Genomic DNA, 21,014 nt, shown 5'->3' on the forward strand with positions numbered 1-21,014 from the left:
TTGGACGGCGGATCCCGGACGGTCGGATCCCGGACGGTCGGATCCCGGACGATCGGATCCCGGACGCCCGGCCGCCGCCCCTGCCCGTCCACCCCGGCCTTTCGGGCACCGCCGAAACGTATGTCCCTCCCCCCTTTGTACATGGCAGCGTGCCCCCAGGGACGGCGCCGGCCGGACAGGGGGCGGCCGGTGCCGTCGGAACCAGCCAGCCACGACCGGAACGAGGGATGGCCATGCGGCTACGGACCAGGAACGTCGTACTGCTCGCGAGCGCGCTCACCGCACTCCTCGCCGTGCCGGCCGGCGCGCAGGCGCGCACACCCCCGGCCGGCGCGCAGGCGCGCACACCCCCGGCCGCCGGACAAACGAGCACGCCCGCCGCCGCACAGCCGAGCCCACCTCCCGGCGCGCGCGGACCGATCATCACGCACCCCACCGAGACCGCGTTCGACTACCCGGCCGGCGAGGTCTGCGCCTTCCCCTCGCACACCGACTTCCCGGTGGACGACCTCACCATGAAGACCTGGGTGGACGCCGCCGGCGACCCGGTGTTCGCCACCGAGACCGGCCCCCTGGTGCAGCGCACCACCAACCTGGACACCGGCCAGACCGTCGAGCGGAACATCTCGGGCGACGGCGTGATCACGTATCCCGACCCGGACTCGTACATCCTCAGCGGCAACGACTGGTCGGCCGGCTTCCACACCGCCGACCGCCCCGTGCACAACAAGTGGATCATCGCGGGCCCGTTCATGTCCGTGAAGATCACCACGGTGAACGGGCAGACCACCCGCTCCCTGCTGGCACTGGCAGGCCCGTACGAGGACCTCTGCAAGACGCTGTCCTGACCCGGCCACCGAGAAGCCCGGCACCACACAAGCGAAGGGCCCTGACCGCTCCAGGGGAACGGTCAGGGCCCTTCTTCACCTCAAAAAACGGCGAGCGGTCAGCCCAGCGTCCCGAGCGCCTCGTTCAGCACCTTCGACGGCCGCATCACGGCCGCCGCCTTGGCCGGCTCCGGCTGGTAGTACCCGCCGATGTCCACCGGCGACCCCTGCACCGCGATCAGCTCGTCCACGATCGTCTGCTGCTGCTCCGCCAGCGTCCCCGCCAGCGCCGCGAACGCCGCCGCGAGCTGCGCGTCCTCGGTCTGCGCGGCCAGCTCCTGCGCCCAGTACAGGGCCAGGAAGAAGTGGCTGCCGCGGTTGTCGATGCCGCCGAGCTTGCGGCTCGGGGACTTGTCCTCGTTCAGGAACGTCGCGGTCGCCCGGTCGAGCGTGTCGGCCAGGATCTGCGCCCGCGCGTTGCCCGTCGTCTGCGCCAGGTGCTCGAAGCTGACCGCGAGCGCCAGGAACTCGCCGAGGCTGTCCCAGCGCAGGTAGTTCTCCTTGAGCAGCTGCTGCACGTGCTTGGGCGCGGAGCCGCCGGCGCCGGTCTCGAACAGGCCGCCGCCGTTCATCAGCGGGACCACCGACAGCATCTTGGCGCTGGTGCCCAGCTCCAGGATCGGGAACAGGTCGGTGAGGTAGTCGCGCAGCACGTTGCCGGTGACCGAGATGGTGTCCTCGCCGCGGCGGATGCGCTCCAGCGAGAAGCGCGTCGCGTCCTCCGGCGTCATGATCTCGATCCGCAGGCCCTCGGTGTCGTGCTCGGGCAGGTACTCCCCGACCTTGGCGATCAGCTGGGCGTCGTGCGCGCGGCTCTCGTCCAGCCAGAAGACGGCCGGGGCGCCGGTGGCGCGGGCCCGGGAGACGGCGAGCTTGACCCAGTCGCGGACCGGCGCGTCCTTGGTCTGGCACATCCGGAAGATGTCGCCGGCGCCGACGGCCTGCTCCAGCACGACGGCCCCGGACCGGTCGGTGACCCGGACGCTGCCGGTGACCGGGATCTCGAAGGTCTTGTCGTGGCTGCCGTACTCCTCGGCCTTCTGCGCCATCAGGCCGACGTTCGGCACCGAGCCCATGGTGGCCGGGTCGAAGGCGCCGTGCGCCCGGCAGTCGTCGATGACGACCTGGTAGACGCCCGCGTAGCTGCTGTCCGGGATGACGGCGAGGGTGTCGGCCTCGTTGCCGTCCGGGCCCCACATGTGGCCCGAGGTGCGGATCATGGCCGGCATGGACGCGTCCACGATGACGTCGCTGGGGACGTGCAGGTTGGTGATGCCGCGGTCGGAGTCGACCATGGCGAGCGCGGGGCCGGCGGCCAGCTCGGCGTCGAAGGACGCCTTGATCTCGTCGCCCTCGGGCAGCGCGTCCAGGCCCTTGAGGATGCCGCCGAGGCCGTCGTTCGGGCTCAGCCCGGCGGCGGCCAGCGTCTCGCCGTGGCGGGCGAAGGTGTCGGGGAAGAAGGCGCGCACCGCGTGGCCGAAGACGATCGGGTCGGAGACCTTCATCATGGTGGCCTTGAGGTGGACGGAGAACAGCACGTCCTCGGCCTTGGCCCTGGCCAGCTGGGCGGTCAGGAACTCGCGCAGCGCGGCGACCCGCAGCACGGCCGCGTCCACCACCTCGCCGGCCAGCACGGGGACGGACTCGCGCAGCACGGTGGTCGAGCCGTCGTCGCCCTTGAGCTCGATCCGCAGGACGTCGTCCTGGGCGAGGACCGCGGACTTCTCGGTGGAGCGGAAGTCGTCCACGCCCATGGTGGCGACGTTCGTCTTGGACTGCGGCGTCCAGGCGCCCATCCGGTGCGGGTGCGCCTTGGCGTAGTTCTTCACCGACGCGGGCGCCCGGCGGTCGGAGTTGCCCTCGCGCAGCACCGGGTTCACCGCGCTGCCCTTGACCCGGTCGTAGCGGGCCCGGACGTCCCGGTCCTTGTCGGACTTGGGGTCGTCGGGGTAGTCGGGCAGCGCGTAGCCCTGGGCCTGGAGCTCGGCCACCGCGGCCTTGAGCTGCGGGATCGACGCCGACACGTTCGGCAGCTTGATGATGTTGGCACCGGGGGTCTTCGCCAGCTCGCCGAGCTCGGCGAGGTCGTCGGAGATCCGCTGCCCCTCCTCCAGCCACTCGGGGAAGCTCGCGACGATCCGCCCGGCCAGCGAGATGTCGCGGGTCTCCACGGTGACGCCCGCGGTGGCCGCGTACGCCTGCACCACCGGCAGGAACGAGTACGTCGCCAGGGCGGGGGCTTCGTCCGTGTGCGTGTAGATGATGGTCGAGTCAGTCACCGATGCTCCGCTTCGTGTCTTCTACGGTTCTCTACGGTCCGCTTGTCTTCCGTTTGTGTCTCGACATCAAGATACTCCGGCCGCCCACCGGCGGCCCAAACGGGGCAACGACGAACCGCGCCGACCCGGACGTTCCCGGGTCGGCGCGGTTCGTGGACGCTGCGGTCAGCCTGCTCAGCGGCCGGCCGGCCTGCTCAGCGGCTGCTCAAGCTGCTCAGCGGCTGGTGAAGGCGAAGTACGTCCAGTAGCTGTACGTGTTCACGTTGGCACCGTCACTGGCGGGGTGCACGAACTCCGCGCGGACCCGGTAGTGCAGGTTCGTCGGGTGGCTGCCGGTGAGCTCGGCGAACGCGGCGCTCGCGGAGGAGGTGCGCACGCAGGACGCGGTGGTCAGGTTGCGCCAGGCACCGCGGGTGTAGATCTGCGCGAAGTACGAGACGCACTCGTTGGCGTGGGTCGGCTGGACCACGGCCTTGATCAGCGGGTTGGTGTACGAGTGGTAGAGCTTGTACGGCGTGCTGCCGACGTTCACGCTGCTGATGTAGCGGCCCTGGGTCAGGCCCACCTTCGCGTACGAGCGGACACCGAGCGTCACCGTCTTGGGCGCGTACTTGCTGTCACCGCCGAACACCGCGCTGAAGTTGGTGCTGCGGGTCACGTGGAACGTGGTGGTGAGGTTGCCGTGCGAGTCGACGGTGCCCTTCTTGATGGTCACCTTCCCGCCGCCGTACTGCTGCGCGACGATGCTCAGCGTCCGGCTGACGGTCGCGCCGATGTGCGCGGTGACCGTGGCGTTGTCGTTGTAGTAGTACGTCTGCTTGTTCGTGGCGATCGAGATCGTCGCCGCGGCCCGCGGCGACTTCGTGTCGGCCTGCGCGGTTCCCGTCAGCGCGAGCGTGCCGGCCACGGTCGCCAGTGTGGCGACGGCGACAGCCTTGAGCGAAAGCATCTTGATGCGCATGATCCCCCATAAGTTCTGCTCGTCAAGTGGGCACAGGGGCTGACGTGTTCGTCGCCACGTCTGCGCCGCACTGAGGCAGCAAGATGCTACCTGTGCGTCTTCTCCGCTCGCAGGAAATTCCTGATAACGCTTTACCCAAGAAGCTCACGGGTCGGCGGCGGCGCACAACCGGCGGGTTCCGGAAAGGAGATGCCCCGGTGTTCGCGCCGGGGAGGGCGCGAGCACCGGGGCCGTCGATGGGCCGGGGCGGCCGGGATCAGCTGCCGTAGACCTGGAACTCCCAGAGCGAGTAGCCGTATTGGGTGGAGCGCGCGGTTCCGTTCATCCGCACATAGCGGCCGGTCCCGGTGACCGGGATGGTCTGGATGCCGCCGGTGCCGGTGGTGGTGGAGTAGACGGTGGTCCAGTTCGTGCCGTTGGCCGAGGTCTGGATCTGGAACGCCTTGCCGTACGCGGCCTCCCAGTTGAGCACCACCTGGCTGATGGTGTGGCTGGCGCCGAGGTCGACCTGGAGCCACTGCGGGTCGGAGAAGCCGCTCGACCAGCGGGTGCCGGTGTTGCCGTCCACCGCCATCGGGGCGGTGAAGCTGCCGTTCTCCGAGGACGAGGCGGTCGCGGTCTTGCCCTGCGACAGCAGGCTGGTGGGGCCGCCGCCCGGGTTGCCCGGGTCACCGGGGTCGCCGCCGCCGGAGGTCGGCGTGCCGTAGAGCGCCAGCTCGTACAGCGAGTTGCCGTACTGCGAGGTTCTCGCGGTGGAGTTGATCCGGACGTATCTGCCGGTCGCGTTCAGGCTGGTGTCCTGGATGTCCAGTGGCGAGTTGTTGTTGCTGTAGACGGTGGTCCAGTTGGTGCCGTCGGTGGACGTCTGCAACTGGTAGGCGGAGGAAGCCGCCGCCTCCCAGGTGACCGTCGCGTGGTTGATGTTGTAGTTCTGGCCGAGGTCGACCTGGAGCCACTGCGGGTCGCTGAAGCCGCTCGACCAGCGGGTGGTGACATCGCCGTCGGTGGCGTTGGACGCCGGGAACAGCGCGCTCTCGTTGGACGAGGACGTGGTCGGCTTGCCCTTGGCGATGTTGGCGCCGTGGTCGGGGTTCTTGTTGTAGACGGCCACGTAGTCGACGTTCATCTGGCCGCCGGAGACGGTGGCGGCGTTGGGGCCGCCGCCGAAGGCCGCGGGGAAGCCGCCGCCTATCGCCAGGTCGAAGATGATGTAGAAGCTGTGGTCGACGGCATGCGCCCAGGTGGCGGCGTCGACCTGGTTGGAGTTGATCGTGAAGTACTGCGCGCCGTCGAGGTAGTAGCGGATCTGCTCGGGGGAGGTCGAGCGGTCCAGCTCCACGGCGTAGGTGTGGTAACCGGTCTGGCAGCCGGAGCAGGCGTGCTCGCCGCTGCCGATGCCGGTGGTCTCGTTGCAGGGGCCGCCGGAGCCGACACCGCAGTGCAGGGTGCCGAACACGGAGCTGCGGCCGTTGATGTCCTCCAGGATGTCGACCTCGCCGGAGCCCGGCCACGGGTCGCCGACCCGCAGCGGGGAGCCCAGCATCCAGAAGGCCGGCCAGTAGCCGGCGCCGTTGGCGGTGCTGACGTTCGGCTGCTGGATGGACGCCTGCATCCGGACCACGCCGCCGGGGGGCGCCCCGAAGCCGTCCGCCTGCGTCTCGACCCGGCCCGAGGTCCAGTTGGCGGCCGGGTCGGTGCCGGTGTGCAGCGCCTTGAGCACCAGGTGGCCGTTGCCGTCGGTGTAGACGTTGGACGTGCTGTTGGTCATCGTCTCGATCTCACCGGTGCCGAACGTCCAGCCGGCGCCGGCGTCGTAGCGCCAGGTGTCGGTGTTCAGACCGGCGTTGGCGGCGCCGTTGAAGTCGTCGCTCCAGGTGGTGCTGAAGCCGGCCGGCGGCGCGGGCACGGCCGCGGGCTGTACGGCGGCGGGCTTGGCGGCGGCCGGCTGTACGGCCGAGGCGGCCGCCCGGTGGGTCGCGGCGGTCTGGTCGGCGGAGGCCGACGGGGTGCCCGCCAGCGTGACCGCCGCGGTGGCGCCGACCGCCAGCAGCCCGACGGCGAACCGCCGGACGTGCGGCATGCGAAGGCGCTTTCGTCTGATCGACATGCGTACTCCTTCTCCTGTGGGGGGAGGGCCGCCGGGACGCCGGGCCGGGCGGCCTTGTGGGGGGTGAAGGCGTGTGTGCGCGCGTGGTGAGAGCGCTCTCAGCGAGCGTCGGCCCTCGCCGGTGCGCTGTCAAGAAGAACGGCAACGTTTACGGAGACCGATCCGCAACCTCCCCGAAACCGGCGGCGGCGCCCCCAACCCCCGCCCAGGGCACCGCAGTAGCCGCGTATCACCTCAATTCGGACCGGGGACAGAGGTGCCAAACGGAAGGGGATACTGGGAGGGATTGCGGTGTGGCGTATCAGTCGTGCAACAGCCGCAACCGCGGACCCGGGGCGCGCCCTCCTACAGTGCGACCTGCGAGATGGGGAGACTCGAATTGATCACGGCACAGTCGGCGGACACCGCCGCAAGGGACAGGGACTCGGCCATGGGCCCCCGGCGCTCGGCGCGGCGGACGACGAAGGGCCTGCTCGCGCTCGCCCTCGGCGCCGTGCTGCTCGGTGCCACCGCCTGCGGTGGTGGTGGCGGCGGGCATGACAGCGGCAGCGGCAGTGACGGCAAGGGGGGCGGCGGCAGCCAGGGCGCGGCCTCGTCCACCGCCAACCCGAACGCCTCGCAGGCATCGCTCACCGTGCTGCCCAAGAACGGCTCCACCGGGGTGGACACCGCGGGCGCGCTGAAGATCTCGGCGGCCAAGGGCAAGCTCACCAAGGTCGCGGTGACCGGCGGCGGTGCCACGGTCGACGGCGCGATATCCGCCGACGGCGCCAGCTGGGCGCCGTCCGGGGTGCTGCACACCGGCACCAAGTACACGGTGGCGGCCACCGCGAGCGACACCGCGGGCAAGACCGTCCAGCAGCAGTCGACCTTCACCACGCTGACCCCCAAGGCCGTGAACTACGGCGTCTTCAACGTCGACGCCGGGGCGACGTACGGCGTCGGCATGGAGGTGTCGATCCAGTTCAACAAGGCGATCGACGGCTCCGACATGGGCGCGGTGCACAAGGGGATCACCGTCACCTCCGACCCGCCGGTGGACGTCCAGGGCCACTGGTTCGGCAACCAGCGGATCGACTTCCGCCCGGAGCACTACTGGGCGGCCGGCACCAAGGTCACCCTGCACCTGAAGCTGAACGGCGTGAAGACCGCGCCCGGTGTCTACGGCCAGCAGGCCAAGGACGTGTCCTTCACCATCGGCCGCAACCAGACCTCGGTGGTCGACAACAAGGACAAGATCCTCAAGATCTACCACGACGGCACGCTGATCAAGCAGTTCCCGGCCAGCCTCGGTGACGCGCAGCACACCACCTACAACGGCCAGATGGTCGTGATGGAGAAGGACCCGGTGGTGGACATGGACTCGCACACCGTGGGCCTGGGCAACGCCTACCGGATCAAGGACGTGCCGCACGGCATGCGGCTGTCGAGCTCGGGCACCTTCGAGCACGGCAACTACTGGCGGCCCAGCTCGACCTTCGGGCACGAGAACACCAGCCACGGCTGCGTCGGCCTGCACGACGTCAAGGGCGGCGGCGACCCGAACACCCCGGCGGCCTGGGTCTACGCGCACACCCTGGTCGGCGACGTCGTCCAGGTCGTGAACTCCCCCGACAAGGTGATCGCCCCGGACAACGGCTGGAACGGCTGGAACATGTCCTGGACGGCCTGGAAGACCAACTGATCCGTCCCTCTCCTCACGGGCCTCTCCGGCCCCGGCAGCAGTTGGCGCGGGCCCCGACCGGACCACCGGTCGGGGCCCGCTGCCGTGAGCGCCGGGCGCCCGCCTCCGCCGCCCCGCCGTCCGGGCCCGGCGCCGCGTCCATACCGCAACATCTTTCTCCTGCGCCCACGATGCGGTGGGCCGGTCGGCCGGGCAAACTCAGTACCCGACGCCCGGATCGGCCGAAAGCGGAGGAGGTGGTTCGCGTGCGCGGCCACCCACTGCTGACCGTCCGGGGCGCCTCCAAGCGGTTCGGGGCGGTGCAGGCGCTGCGTGACGTCGATCTGAGCATCGGGGCCGGCGAGGTCGTCGGGCTGGTCGGGACCAATGGCGCGGGCAAGTCCACCCTGGTCAAAGCCATCGCCGGGGTGTTTCCCCCGGACAGCGGAGTGATCGAGTGGAACGGCCGGCCGGTGGAGATCCGGCGGCCGTCCGACGCGCAGAAACTGGGCATCGCAACCGTTCACCAGAGCCTGTCGCTGTGCGACAACCTCGACACCGTCGACAACCTGTACCTGGGCCGGCCGCTGCGCCGGTTCGGGATGCTCGACTCGGTCAGGATGGAGAAGCGGTCCAGGAGCCTGCTGGACACGCTGGCGGTGAAGATCCCCAGCCTGCGGGTGCCGGTCGCCTCGCTGTCGGCCGCACAGCGGCAGGGCGTGGCCATCGCACGGGCGCTGATCGGCGACCCCGAGCTGATCATCCTGGACGAGCCCACCACCAGGCTGGGGCCGCGGCAGGCCACGCTGGTGCTGGAGCTGGTGCGGCGGCTGGCCGAGCAGGGCGTCGGGGTGCTGCTGGTCAGCCATGAGATGGAGGAGGTGCGGGCGGTCGCGGACCGGGTGGCGGTGCTGCGGACGGGCCGCAACCGCGGCCTCTTCGACACGAAGTACAGCACCCAGGAGCAGATCGACTCCGCCATCACCGGCAACCACACCATGGCGGTGAACCTCCAGCAGAGCCTGCTGCCGCACGGGCTGCCCGAGCAGGACGCGCTCGACGTCGCCTACCGCTACCTGCCCGCGCAGGCCGGGGTGGGCGGCGACTGGTTCGACGTCATCCCGCTGTCCGGCGCCCGGGTCGCGCTGGTCGTCGGCGACATCGTCGGCCACGGCATGCACGCCGCCGCGACCATGGGGCGGCTGCGGACGGCGGTGCACAACTTCTCCATGCTCGACCTGCCGCCCGACGAGCTGCTGGCGCACCTGGACGACCTGGTCGGCCGGATCGACAAGGACGAGGCCGCGGACGGCGGCGGCGCCCCGATCACCGGCGCGACCTGCCTGTACGCGGTCTACGACCCGGTCACCCGGCGCTGCGAGCTGGCCCGCGCCGGGCACCTGCCGCCGGGCCTGGTCCACCCGGACGGCTCAGCGGAATTCCTCGACGTGCCGGCCGGCCCGCCGCTGGGCCTGGGCGGCCTGCCGTTCGAGGCGGTGGAACGGGTGCTGCCCGAGGGCAGCCGGCTGGTGCTGTACACCGACGGGCTGGTCGAGGACCGCACCCGGGACATCGACGTCGGCCTGGAGCGGCTGCGGACGACGCTCTCCACCGCCGACCGCACCCCCGAGCAGACCTGCGACGACGTGCTCGGCGCGCTGCTGCCCGCCGACCCCAAGGACGACATCGCCCTGCTGGTCGCCCGCACCCGCGGCCTGCCCGCCGACCACATCGCCGACTGGGAGGTCCCGGCGGAGCCGGCCGCGGTCGGCACGGTACGCGACGCCGCCAACCGGCAGCTGGAGGAATGGGGCCTGGGCGAGCTGGAGTTCACCACCGAACTGGTGCTGAGCGAACTGGTCACGAACGCGATCCGCTACGCGTCCGGCCCGATCGGCGTGCGCCTGCTGCGCGACCGCAGCCTGATCTGCGAGGTGGCCGACACCAGCAACACCTCCCCCCACCTGCGCTACGCCGCGGCCATGGACGAGGGCGGCCGCGGCCTCTTCCTGGTGGCGCAGCTCGCCGAGCACTGGGGAACGAGGTACACGAGCTCCGGCAAGATCATCTGGGTGGAGCAGCGGCTGCCCGGCAGCCACCCGAACGGGGTGAGCGGCCTGGGCGGGCTGGGGCCGCTGTGAACGAGGCGCCGACCGCAGGGATGACTGTGCCCGCGTGGATGCGCGCGCCGGTCACCGCGGAGCAGTACGCGTCCTGGTCCGCGGAGCAGTGCACGGATGTCGAGATCCAGGACGGGATGGTCGTCGTGAGGCCCGGCGCGTCCAAGCGGCACAACCGGCTGGCCCGCATCCTCGCCAATGCCCTGGACGCCGCCTCCGGGGAGGAGTGGAACGCCGACACGGACTTCGACGTCCGGCTGCAGGACGTGCCGCTCAGCAACCGCCGGCCGGACGTCGTGGTGTACCGCGCCGACACGATCGACGTCACCCCCACCCGGCCGGAGCACGTGCTGCTCGTCGTGGAGGTCGTCTCCCCCGGCTCTGAGACCACCGACCGGATCGTCAAGGTCGATCAGTACGCCAGGGCCGGGATCCCGTTCTACTGGCGGGTCGAGCAGGCGGCCTCAGGCGTCCCGCTCGTCTACACCTACGTCCTGGACCCGGCGACTGGCAGCTACCGGGACGGCGACGTGTTCGCCGGTGTCGTCAAGGCGGTCGCGCCGTTCGGCGTGGAGGCGGACCTCGGGGCGGTGTGAGGCGGCGTCGGCTCCGTCCCGGCATGGCGGTGCCGCCGGGCGCTGTTGCGGCCGGCGGCACCTGTTCAGGGGGCGGGGGCGGGTCGGTCAGGTGGTCCAGACCTGGAACTCGGAGATCTGGGCGGCCGGCCAGCCGTTGTTCGCGGTGACGTCGAGCCGGATGTAGCGCGCGGTGCCGGCGGCGAAGGTGATCGTCACCGTGTTGTTGGCGGACGGGGTGAAGGCGTAGGACGCCGAGGACTTCAGCGACGTGAAGGTGGTGCCGTTCGTGCTGCCGGAGACCGCCAGGGTCTCGTTGCGGGCGCCCCAGCCCGCGGGGAGCTGGAGGACGACGCGGGACACGCTCTGGGACGAGCCCAGGTCCACCCGCAGCCACTGCGGGAAGGCGTTGTTGGCGCTCTCCCAGTAGCTGTTCTGGTTGCCGTCCGTGGTGTTCTGCGAGCCGTACACGTCGGCGTGGCTGGACTCGGCGGTGGGCTTGCCCGCCGCCAGGTTGGTGCTCACCGAGCCGGTTCCGGTGCCGGTCAGCGCCACGGTGGTCGGGCTGTTGGACGCGTTGCCGGCGATGGTGAGGGTGCCGGTGCGGGTGCCCGACGCGGTCGGGGCGAACTTCACGCTGACGGTGCAGGTGGCGTTCACCGCGATCGACGTCCCGCAGGTGTTGGTCTGCGAGAAGTCACCCGAGGTGCTGACCCCGGAGACCGACGCGGCCGCCGAGCCGGTGTTCTTCACCGTGACCGTCTGCGCCGCGCTGGTGCTGCCCGGCGCCTGGCCGGCGAAGGTCAGCGAACCGGGGTCGGTGGACAGCGTTCCCGTCGAGGGGCTGGTGCCGCCGCTGCTCGGGAACACCTGGAGGTCCGACAACTGGGCCGCGGTCCAGCCGGTGTTGCCGGTGATGTTGACCCGCACGTACCGCGCGGTGGCCGCGTTGAACGTGATGGTCACCGTGTTGTTGTTGGCGCTCGGGTCGAAGGTGTAGCCGGCCGAGCCGACGATGTTGGAGAAGCTGCTGCCGTCCGTGGAGCCCTGCACCGACAGCGTCTCGGTGCGCGCCGCCCAGGCCGCGGCCGGCGGGAGCTTCAGAACGACCTTGCCCACGCTGTAGTTCTGGCCCAGGTCGACCTGCGCCCACTGCGGGAACGCGCCCGTGCTCTCCCAGTACGTGGACGCGTCGGTGTCGGTGAGGTTCGTGGCCGTGTACAGCGAGTTGCTGGAACTCGCCGTCGCCGGGCGGCCGGCCGCGATGTTGGTGGTGCTGTCGATGCCGCTGCCGCTCAGCCCCACCGTGGTCGGGCCGTTGTTGGCGTTGCTGGCGATGGTGAGGCTGCCGGTGCGGGCGCCGCCGGCCGTCGGCTTGAACCCGACGGTCACCGTGCAGGTCGCGCCGACCGCGAGGCTGGAGCAGTTGTTGGTCTGGGTGAAGTCACCGCTCACGGTGACGCCGGAGACGGTCGCCGTGGTGGTACCGGAGTTGCTGACGGTCACCGTCTTCGAGGTGGCGGTCTGGCCGACCACCGTCGCGGGGAAGGACAGGCCGCCCGGGTCGGTGTTCAGGATCGGACCGGGCGCCACACCGCTGCCCGACAGGCTGACGGTGCTGCTGTTGCCGCCCGCGTTGACGGTCAGGGTCCCGGTGCGGCTGCCGGCCGCCGTCGGCGCGAACTTCACGCTGACGGTGCACGATCCGTGCGCCGCGATCGACGACCCGCAGGTGTTGGTCTGGCTGAAGTCACCGCTGGCGGTGATCGCCGAGACGGCCGCGGCCGACCCGGTCGGGTTGGACACCGTCACGCTCTGCGCGGCACTGGTCGAACCGGTCGCCACCGAACCGAAGTTGAGTGCGCCCGGCGAGGCGGTCACGCCCTCGTTGGGGTAGGGCGGGAAGACCGGGGCCGGCCACGGGCCGCAGATCGGCGTACCGGTGATGCCGGAGTTGCCGCCGCCGTCGGTCACCGCGAAGTTGTTGCCCTCGCAGCTGTAGATCGGCGAGGAGGCGCCGATCCCGGTGGCCGTGACGTTGCTGAACTTCGCGGCGCCGCCGGTCTGTTCCTGGAGCGCGAAGGTGCCCGCGCCGGCGATGGTGACGTTGTCCAGGCTGACGCCGCTGACGGTGCCTTCGACCCACTGCACGGCCTCGTAGGGGCTCTGCTCGATCAGCGCGTTGCTGACGTTGATCGGCCCGGTGATGGCGCCCTGGCTGCCGTCGAACCACAGCGCGCCGACACCGAACTGCCAGTTGGGGTCGAGGCCGCCGTCGCGGATCATCGTGTTGTTGGTGATGTTGGTCGTGCCGACCGGCGTTGAGGTGAAGCGCTGGCCGACGTGGATGCCGCCGCCCTGTGCCAGACCGGTGTCGACGACGCGGTTGCCGCTGACGGTGTTGTCGTGGCCGCCGTAGATCGCGATGCCGTTGGCCAGGATCTGCGTGCTGACGGTGTTGTTGGAGATCGTGTCGTTGGCGTCCGCGCCGAGTCCGGAGTCGGCCCAGGTCGCGATGCCGTCGTCACCGGTGTTGCGGATGTCGCTGTTGGTGACCGTCGAATTGGTCACCCCACCATGGAAGTTGATACCGTCCGCGGTGGTGTCCCGGATCCGCATCCCGGAGAAGGTGAGCTTGTCCATCGGGCCGTCCATCCAGGCCCCGACCTTCAGGTGGTCGATCCAGAGGTTGGAGACCGTGGAGTTGCTCATCGCGCCGCCGACACCGTTGACCTGCGCGGAGTCGTTGCGCTCCTGGACGTCACCGAAGATCGCGAAGTTCTGCAGGTGGACGTTGGTGCTGGCCGACGGGGCCGAGTTGCCGTAGAAGCCCGGCGCCGCTCCCGTCACCGACGAGTACCACATGCCGGCGCCCGCCACCGTGACGTTGTTGACCATGATGTGGCCCGGGACCTTGAACGTGCCCGGCGGGATCCACACCGTGCCGCCCGAACCGGCCGCGGCAATCGCCGCGTTGAACGCGGCGGTGGAGTCCGCCGCACCCGAGGCGTCCGCGCCCTTGCTCGTCACCGACACCGAACCGGACGGCTGCGGAAGGGCCCCGCCGACCTGCTCGAAGTCGGCGAAGTCGAGGGTGGTGACGGCGCTGCTGCCGCCGGTCTGCAAGGTGAAGGTGGTGCCGGCCGGATACGTCTGCGGCAGCAGCCGGTGCACCTCGTCGTAGAAGTGGTGCTGGTTGCTGCCCGGCTGGTTGGTGAACGGGTAGCCGCCGTAGTACCAGCTGTAGGCATTGGTCAGCGTGAAGTCGGGCTGCGCCGCGCCGTTGATCGCGAACGACAGCGGGGCGGTGTAGACCGAACCGCTGCCGGTGTCCGGGATGCTGTAGCGGAAGTCGATCGAGTTGGTCGCCACCGGAGTGGTGAAGGTGACGTACTTCCCGCTGCCCGACAGCGTCACCGCCTTGCGGTACGACGCCTCGTCGGCGAGCTGGCCGGCGGCGTAACTCGGGCCGATGGCCGAGCCGTTGGTGGCCGAGTTCTCCGCCTGCACCTCGACGTAGGGCAGGTTCGCCCCGTTGCCGCCGGTCGCGGTGGAGGCCGCCGCGGCGGGCTGGACGGCCATGGCGACGGCGCCGGCGGCCAGTAGCGCGGTGGTGCTGCCCAGGGCGATCGTTCGCCCCAGATATCTGATGGGCTGGAACAACTTCTGCTCCTTGGTCGACACGGAATGCCGGATGTGCACCGTCTGGGCCGCCATCGGCGGGAGGGGGGAAGCGAGGCGCGCGAAGCAGAGAGGATGGTGGGGGAGAAGCTGCGGAACAGGGGGGAGACGGCGCAAGGGGCACCGTAATCTCATGGACACGAGTCCGCAATATCGAGACGTATCTTTGTTCAATCGAAACTTTCTTGCGCAAAATTTGGTGTTTGACGGCAGTGAAGCGCAAGTGGCCAGAAGAGGGAGTGGCACGGCGTGACGCGCGTTACTGGTGGTGCTGGTGATACCGGACGGACCCTGGCGGAGATCCTCGACGCGGCCGCCGCCGGCCGGCTCCCGCCGCCCGACGGCCGCACCACCGTCGTCCCGCAGCCGAGCCACCGGGACGCCGGGGTGATCGCGTTCACCGCGCACTCGGTGGTGTTCACCGACCAGGACCCGCGGTGGGTGCGGGCCACCCTCGCGGCCCTCGACTGCGACGAGTTGGCGGCGACCATGAACCCGCGCTTCCTGTGCGCGCTGCTCGACCGCACCGGCCGGACCACCGACACCATCGACCTGCTCTCCGTCGGCACCGCGCTGCCCGGCGAACCCCCGCTGGAGCTGCGGGAGTTCACCGATCCCGCGCACCCCAGGGTGGCCCGCGCGCTCAAACGGCGGGACGGCGTGCGGGTCTGGGCGGCCGACGGCGGGGTGCTCGTCCTCGGCCGCGGCGTGGCCGGCCGCTGGGAGACCGCGATCGAGGTGGACGAGGACGCCAGGCACCGCGGTCTCGGCCGGGCGCTGGCCACCGCGGCCCGGCACCTCGTGCCGGCCGGCGCGGCCGTGTGGTCGCAGCAGGCAGCGGGAAACGCGCGCAGCATCCGGGCGTTCCAGGCGGCCGGGTTCCGGCCGGTGGGAGCGGAGTCGCTGCACTCGGCGCGGTAGGAGCGCCGCTCTGCCGCCTGGCACCGGTCGGAGGGTGAACGCGCAGGCCACAGGGCCTTCTTGCGTGATGACGTCGGAATTTGCAGCAAGTGATGCTGATCCGACGAAAACGGGTTCAGATATTGCGGCTCGGTTTCTCGGCGGTTACGGTCCCTCTCGTTGTCACACGAGATCACTCACCCCCCACAGACACCACATGCCCCAAGGCCCGGCGTTGAGGCGAGAGTTGTGGCGAGAGGAGAAAACGTGCATACGTCCCTCCGAAAGCTCAAGCGGGCGGTCGCGGTAGGAGGCAGCGGCGCGCTGCTGGTCTCCGCGGGCGCGCTCGCGCTGACCGCGCAGCCCGCCTTCGCGGCGGCGACCGGCGGCAGCGGCGCCGACCTGCCCTACTCCGAGGTGCAGGCGGAGAGCTCGGCCACCAACGGCTCGGCCATCGGCCCGAGTTACACCGCGGGACAGCTCGCCGACGAGGCATCCAACCGCAAGGCGGTCACGCTCCAGGGCAGCGGGAAGTACGTCACCTTCACCACTCCGGTGGCGACCAACTCGATCGACTTCCGCTACAGCATCCCCGACACCGGCGACGGCTCGGTCTACACCGCCCCGCTGTCGCTGTACGTGAACGGCACCAAGCAGCCGGACGTCACGCTGACCAACGCCTACAGCTGGTACTACGGCAGCTACCCGTTCACCAACTCCCCCGGCAGCAACCCGCACCACTTCTACGACGAGGCCCACCGGCTCTTCGACACCACCTACCCGGCCGGCACCACCTTCACGTTGCAGGTGGACGCGGGCGATTCGGCGTCGTCCTACACGATCGACTACGCCGACTTCGAGCAGGTGGCCGCGGCGAAGGCGCAGCCGTCCGGTTCGGTGTCCGTCACCGACAAGGGCGCCGACCCGACGGGCGCGGCGGATTCCACCGCCGCGTTCAACGCGGCGATTGCCGCGGCCGGTTCGGGCGGCACGGTGTGGATCCCGGCGGGCACGTTCAAGGTCCCGGGCCACATCATGGTCAACAACGTCACGGTGGCGGGCGCGGGCATGTGGCGCTCCACCGTGACCGGGGCCGCTCCCGGCTTCTACGGCAACTCCGCTCCCTCGGCCAGCACCGGCGTGCACCTCCAGGACTTCGCGATCTTCGGCGATGTGCAGGAGCGCAACGACTCCGCGCAGGTGAACGGGATCGGCGGCGCGATGAGCAACTCCACCGTGTCGAACGTGTGGATCGACCACCTGAAGGTCGGGGCCTGGATGGACGGCCCGATGGACAAGCTGACGTTCTCCGGGATGCGGATCCGGGACACCACCGCCGATGGGATCAACTTCCATGGTGGCGTGACCAATTCGACGGTCACCAACAGCGACATCCGCAACACCGGTGACGACGGCATCGCGACCTGGGCGGACTCCTCGCTGGGCGCGGACGCCAACGACACGATCTCCGACAACACCGTCAGCACGCAGATCCTGGCGAACGGCATCGCGATCTACGGCGGCCACGACAACACCGTGTCCGGGAACCTCGTGGTGGACACCGGTCTGGCGCAGGGCGGCGGCATCCACGTCGGCCAGCGCTTCACGTCCACGCCGGTCGGCACGACCAACATCACCAACAACACGCTGCTCAGGGACGGTGGCCTCGACCCGAACTGGCAGTTCGGCGTGGGCGCGTTGTGGTTCGACGGCAGCCAGGGCGCCATCGCCGGACCGATCAACGTCAGCAACGCGCTGATCCAGCAGAGCCCGTACGAGGCCGTCCAGTGGGTCGAGGGCACGATCAGCGGTGTCAGCCTGGACAACGTGACGATCTCGGGAGCCGGCACGTTCGCGCTCCAGGAACAGACCGGCGGCGCGGCCAAGTTCAGCAACGTGACCGCGACCGGCGTCGGCGCCTCGGCGCCCGTCTACAACTGCGAAGGGAACAACTTCACGGTCACGGACGGCGGCGGCAACTCCGGCATCGACGGCACCCCGTACTGCGGCCCCTGGCCGACCCCGGCCTCGTAGGCCCGGGACGGAACCGTTGGGTGGCGGCGGCCACCGGGTGCCCCGGCACCCGGTGGCCGCCGCCGGTCAGGTCGGATCAGGTCAGCACTCGCGCAGGCCGGGGGCCGGGTCCTGGCCGGTGTTCACGTCCACCGCGGGGACGTTGCCCCAGGCGCCGTTGTCCAGCTCGGTCCAGTACCAGATGTCGTTCTGCCCGGCGTGCGGGTCGCCGTGGCCCCAGCAGACGAACCAGTTGTACGTGCCGTTGAGCTGGCCGCGGGTGGCGGACCGGTAGGAGCGGTCCGCGTAGCCCTTGGCGCCGGCCCGGCCGCTGCAGTACAGCCGGCCGTCGGAGTGCACGCCGCAGTCGGCGGCCGGCTTGGCGGGGGCCGCCTTCACCGAGGCGGGCGCCGCCTTCACCGAGGCGTCGGCCAGCGCGGGCGAGCCCAGCGCGGTGAGACCGGCCGTCAGCGCCAGAGTCAGCGCCGAGCCCATGAGTGCGACCTTCTTGCGTACCTTCACCGCGTACTCCTCTTGTCCTGATCTTCGTACGTACATGGCGCAGTCGTACGCCCGTACGTCTACTCACGCAGAGTATCCGAATGATCACTATGAGGAGTTGATCTGCGGCGGCGCGCCGCGAATCGGCCGACGAACGTCGGCCCGCCCTCCGACCGCCGTCCGCCCGCACCCAGCCACCGTCAGACCCCGGGGCAGCTGTCCAGGCAGCAGCTGACGAAGTCCCGTACGACCGGGTTGTCGTCGTCCGCGGGCGCCCAGGCCACCCCGACCCGGGTCGGGCTGACCCCGCTGACCGGGCGGTAGACGATGCCGGGGCGGGCGTAGAAGCGCGTCGCCGACTCGGGCGCGAGGGCGATGCCGTAGCCGTTGGCGATCGCGTTCAGCCAGTCGTCGGGGTGCTCGGTGACGGCGCCGATCCTGACCGGCCGGCCGTCCCGTTCGTCCGCCGCCAGCCAGTAGTCCCGCCACGCGCCGGTCTCCGCCTTCGCCGCCACGAACGGCTCGTCCCACAGTTCGCTGAACGCGATCACCTCGCGGTCGGCCAGCGGGTGCGCGGCCGGCAGCACCACCCACCGCGGCTCGGTGAACAGCGGCTCGACCCGCAGCGCGTCCTGGCCGGGGATCGGCAGCCGCAGCAGCGCCGCGTCCACCTCGCCCGAACCGAGCCCTGCGCTCGGGTCGGACCAGGACGCCTGCAGCATCTCCGTCCGCCAGCCCGGCCGGCGGCGGCCGAACTCCGCGACGATCAACTGGGTCGCCTCACCGGCCGCGTTGGCCATGAAGCCGACCCGCAGCACCCGGGCGGCCCTGCTGGCGGCGCTCCTGGTGTCGCGCAGCACCCGGTCCCAGCCGGCCAGCACGCCGGGGGCCCGCTCGGCCAGCGCCCGGCCGGGCTCGGTGAGCGCCATGCCGGTACGGGAACGGGTGAACAGCCGCGTCCCGAGCTGCGCCTCCAGTTGCCGGATCTGCTTGGTCAGCGCGGGCTGGGACACGTAGAGCCGCTGGGCGGCCCGGGTCAGGCTGCCCTCCTCCGCCACCGCGACGAAGTAGCGCAGCAGCCGGGTGTCCACATCCATGCTTCCAGGTTATAGACGCAGGTATTGGACGCCAACCGGCGGTGCGGCGAGGCTCGGTGGCAGTGCCCGGCAAGAGGGACCGGGAGCCGGAACGGGGAGCTGGAACGGGGAGTGGGAGACGTGTTCGTCGCCTATGTGGTCGTCACCGCCGTCACGATCGCGGCCAACGCCGGGATCGCCGGCGCCGACTTCGCGAAGGCGGAGTTCGTACGGGCCAACTCGGCCGAAGTCGGCACGCCGGCCAACTGGTTGCCGTTTCTGGCGACGCTCAAGGCCGCGGGCGCGCTCGGGCTGCTGCTCGGGCTGCTCGGCGCCGGCCCGCTCGGGGTCGCCGCGGCGACCGGGCTGGTGCTCTTCTTCGTCGGCGCGGTCGGCGCGCACGTCAAAGCCCGGGTGTTCTACAACATCGCGTTCCCCGGGACGTATCTGGCGCTGGCCGCCGGCTCACTCGTCCTTGCGCTCGCGCACTGAGCGCTGGTCCGCCAACGGCTCGTCCGCGGCTGCGTAGCGCTTGCGCTCCAGGGCGACCAGCGGGCAGTTGAGCGCGGCGGCGATCTTGACGAGGTTGGCGGGGGTGGCGCTGCGCCAGCCGGACTCGATCTCGCCCATCAACTGCTCGGAGATGCCGACCAGATCGGCGAGCGCCCGCTTGGTCAGCCCCGACCGCTCCCGCGCCCAGGTGACCGCCTCCGGCTCCTGGTGAAGCCTGCTGGGGCGGGTGCGTGGGCGGGGCGTCATGGGGAAAAAGTAGCACGAGCTCCATATAACTACGTGCGAGCTACGCGTTATAAAGAGCGTAGTGATGCGAATATACGCAGCTCAGGCAAGCTGTTACCTTTAGGGGGTGCGCAGATATGGACGCAGAGCGCGTAGTTGTGCGAAGCTCGTCGCATGACAGAGCAGCCGGATGAGCCGGATGAGCCACCCGTCGGAGTGTTGATCAAGCAGGCCCTCGTGAGGGCGGGGCTCTCGCAGCGCGCCGCCGCGAAGCGGGCCAAGATCAGCGAGACCAGGTGGCGGCAGATCGCCGCCGGCTACCAGGTGATCAACAAGCAGCGGGTCGCCGACCCGGGCCCCGGCGGCACGCTGGCCCGGATGGCGCGGGTGGTCGAGGTGACCCCCGAGCAACTGGACGCGGTCGACCGCCCGGACGCGGCGGCGGCGCTCCGCGAGATCATCGAGGCGGAGGCCGAGGCCGGCCGGGCCGCACTGGCCGACACCGGCGCGGCCACCGGCCCGCAGTCCCGGGTCGACGAGCGCTGGCAGATGCTGGAGGCGCTGCTGCGCCAGGCCCGCACCGGCCTCACCCCACCCGAGTACGCCACCCTGGCCGCCCGCGTCACCGCCTTCGTCACAATCCCCCCGGACGACCCCTCGCCCCCGACCGAGTAGCCAGGGGGGCGCCGCGCCCCCGACCGAGTAGCCCCGGGGCGCCGCGCCCCCGACCGAGTAGCCCCGGGGGGCCGCCGTGACCGCCGAACTTGCGTCGGCCGTACGGAAGTTGCCCGTCCCGCACGAGTGCGGCGGCCACGGGACCCTCCCGACTGCCGGTGTGCGGGTAACCCGGACGGCGCTTCCGTGTGGCCGGGTGGCGGGGGCCGTCGTGTAGTGGGGGTGTGCGGCCCCGGTCAGGCGGCCCGTCGACCCGAGGAGACCTCGTGAGGTACCACGCCAGAGCCGTCGCGGCGATCGCCGGCACCGCACTCGCCGCTTTGACGGCTACCGCCTGCTCGGGCAGCGGTGACAGCAGCCACGCGGCGGCGGCCGCCACCGCTTCCCCCGCCACGTACGCCCCCGAGCAGGCGGCGCACGCCGCGCCGGCGACGGTCTCGACGAAGTCGGTGCCGCTGGGGAAGGTGCTCGTCAACGAGAAGGGGATGACGCTCTACGTCTTCGAGGCGGACAAGACGAGCAAGTCCACCTGCACGGGCGCCTGCGCGAAGGCGTGGCCGCCGCTGACGGTGAAGGCCAAGCCGACGGCGGCCGGCGGCGTCGACCAGAAGCAGCTCACGACGGCGAAGCGCCCCGACAGCAGCGCGCTCCAGGTGACCTACCACGGCCACCCGCTCTACCTCTTCGCCGGCGACACGAAGTCCGGCGACACGAACGGGCAGGGGCTCACCAACTTCGGCGCGAAGTGGTACGTGCTGGGCACGAACGGCAAGGAGATCAAGGCGTCCCCGAAGACGCCGAGCGTGGGCGGCTACTAACCCCCCTCCGGGCCCGGCCG

General features: G+C 70.8%; 15 protein-coding genes and 2 pseudogenes. 10 read left to right on the plus strand and 7 right to left on the minus strand.

Translation table 11 applies throughout. The features are described 5' to 3' along the window. Nucleotides 1-233: 233 nt before the first annotated feature. Nucleotides 234-848 (plus strand): hypothetical protein, encoded by a 615-nt coding sequence (locus ACQPW6_RS17810; RefSeq protein WP_433890621.1) that lies wholly within the window; start codon nucleotides 234-236, stop codon nucleotides 846-848. A 98-nt stretch (nucleotides 849-946) separates the two neighbouring features. On the opposite strand, the gene ACQPW6_RS17815 is transcribed toward ACQPW6_RS17810, so the two are convergent. The 3 genes from ACQPW6_RS17815 to ACQPW6_RS17825 form a co-directional block, all read right to left on the minus strand. Next, a complete protein-coding gene (locus tag ACQPW6_RS17815) occupies nucleotides 947-3,166 on the minus strand; it encodes an NADP-dependent isocitrate dehydrogenase (protein WP_433890622.1) in 2,220 nt (739 codons plus the stop codon). Between the two features lie 214 nt (nucleotides 3,167-3,380). Continuing rightward, nucleotides 3,381-4,127, minus strand: a complete 747-nt coding sequence (locus ACQPW6_RS17820; RefSeq protein ID WP_433890623.1) for a hypothetical protein — start codon at nucleotides 4,125-4,127, stop codon at nucleotides 3,381-3,383. 256 nt (nucleotides 4,128-4,383) lie between these two features. Then, on the minus strand, nucleotides 4,384-6,234 hold the full coding sequence (locus ACQPW6_RS17825) for a galactose-binding domain-containing protein (RefSeq protein ID WP_433890624.1): 1,851 nt from the start codon (nucleotides 6,232-6,234) through the stop codon (nucleotides 4,384-4,386). Between the two features lie 379 nt (nucleotides 6,235-6,613). Between ACQPW6_RS17825 and ACQPW6_RS17830 the strand changes: the two genes are divergently transcribed. From ACQPW6_RS17830 to ACQPW6_RS17845, 4 genes and pseudogenes are all read left to right on the plus strand, one after another. Beyond that, a complete protein-coding gene (locus ACQPW6_RS17830) occupies nucleotides 6,614-7,918 on the plus strand; it encodes a L,D-transpeptidase (RefSeq protein ID WP_433890625.1) in 1,305 nt (434 codons plus the stop codon). Nucleotides 7,919-8,088: 170 nt separating this feature from the next. Beyond that, nucleotides 8,089-8,667: pseudogene (locus ACQPW6_RS17835) on the plus strand (ATP-binding cassette domain-containing protein); the annotation flags it as partial. A gap of 219 nt (nucleotides 8,668-8,886) precedes the next feature. After that, nucleotides 8,887-10,038, plus strand: a pseudogene (locus ACQPW6_RS17840) (ATP-binding SpoIIE family protein phosphatase); the annotation flags it as partial. A 20-nt stretch (nucleotides 10,039-10,058) separates the two neighbouring features. Next, nucleotides 10,059-10,613 carry a Uma2 family endonuclease gene (locus tag ACQPW6_RS17845; RefSeq protein ID WP_433890626.1) on the plus strand — a complete coding sequence of 185 codons (555 nt, stop codon included), beginning with the start codon at nucleotides 10,059-10,061 and terminating at the stop codon, nucleotides 10,611-10,613. Nucleotides 10,614-10,700: 87 nt separating this feature from the next. Here ACQPW6_RS17845 and ACQPW6_RS17850 read toward each other — a convergent pair whose 3' ends face one another. After that, nucleotides 10,701-14,255, minus strand: coding sequence for a choice-of-anchor D domain-containing protein (locus ACQPW6_RS17850; protein WP_433890627.1), 3,555 nt, complete (start codon nucleotides 14,253-14,255; stop codon nucleotides 10,701-10,703). Nucleotides 14,256-14,522: 267 nt separating this feature from the next. On the opposite strand from ACQPW6_RS17850, the gene ACQPW6_RS17855 reads away from it, so the two are divergent. Then, nucleotides 14,523-15,194, plus strand: a complete 672-nt coding sequence (locus ACQPW6_RS17855; RefSeq protein ID WP_433890628.1) for an N-acetyltransferase family protein — start codon at nucleotides 14,523-14,525, stop codon at nucleotides 15,192-15,194. Between the two features lie 246 nt (nucleotides 15,195-15,440). Further along, nucleotides 15,441-17,207: a glycosyl hydrolase family 28-related protein gene (locus tag ACQPW6_RS17860; protein WP_433890629.1), complete on the plus strand. Its 1,767-nt coding sequence runs from the start codon at nucleotides 15,441-15,443 to the stop codon at nucleotides 17,205-17,207. Between the two features lie 81 nt (nucleotides 17,208-17,288). Here ACQPW6_RS17860 and ACQPW6_RS17865 read toward each other — a convergent pair whose 3' ends face one another. Then, nucleotides 17,289-17,744, minus strand: coding sequence for a hypothetical protein (locus tag ACQPW6_RS17865; RefSeq protein WP_433890630.1), 456 nt, complete (start codon nucleotides 17,742-17,744; stop codon nucleotides 17,289-17,291). Between the two features lie 143 nt (nucleotides 17,745-17,887). Then, the gene (locus tag ACQPW6_RS17870) at nucleotides 17,888-18,784 is read right to left on the minus strand and encodes a LysR family transcriptional regulator (protein WP_433890631.1); all 897 of its coding nucleotides are present in this window, start codon (nucleotides 18,782-18,784) and stop codon (nucleotides 17,888-17,890) included. A 120-nt stretch (nucleotides 18,785-18,904) separates the two neighbouring features. Here ACQPW6_RS17870 and ACQPW6_RS17875 point away from each other — a divergent pair, with 120 nt between their 5' ends. Continuing rightward, complete coding sequence (locus ACQPW6_RS17875) at nucleotides 18,905-19,255, plus strand: DoxX family protein (protein WP_433890632.1); 351 nt, start codon at nucleotides 18,905-18,907, stop codon at nucleotides 19,253-19,255. On the opposite strand, the gene ACQPW6_RS17880 is transcribed toward ACQPW6_RS17875, so the two are convergent. After that, complete coding sequence (locus tag ACQPW6_RS17880; protein WP_433890633.1) at nucleotides 19,229-19,522, minus strand: helix-turn-helix domain-containing protein; 294 nt, start codon at nucleotides 19,520-19,522, stop codon at nucleotides 19,229-19,231. The two genes, ACQPW6_RS17875 and ACQPW6_RS17880, sit on opposite strands and share 27 nt — an antisense overlap. A 216-nt stretch (nucleotides 19,523-19,738) precedes the next feature. Between ACQPW6_RS17880 and ACQPW6_RS17885 the strand changes: the two genes are divergently transcribed. Both ACQPW6_RS17885 and ACQPW6_RS17890 read left to right on the plus strand, forming a co-directional pair. Further along, nucleotides 19,739-20,176, plus strand: a complete 438-nt coding sequence (locus tag ACQPW6_RS17885; RefSeq protein WP_433890634.1) for a helix-turn-helix domain-containing protein — start codon at nucleotides 19,739-19,741, stop codon at nucleotides 20,174-20,176. Between the two features lie 266 nt (nucleotides 20,177-20,442). Next, complete coding sequence (locus ACQPW6_RS17890; RefSeq protein ID WP_433890635.1) at nucleotides 20,443-20,994, plus strand: COG4315 family predicted lipoprotein; 552 nt, start codon at nucleotides 20,443-20,445, stop codon at nucleotides 20,992-20,994. The last annotated feature ends 20 nt before the right edge of the window (nucleotides 20,995-21,014 follow it).

The sequence above is a fragment of the Streptomyces sp. CA-111067 genome, assembly GCF_050956065.1.
GTDB lineage: Bacteria > Actinomycetota > Actinomycetes > Streptomycetales > Streptomycetaceae > Actinacidiphila.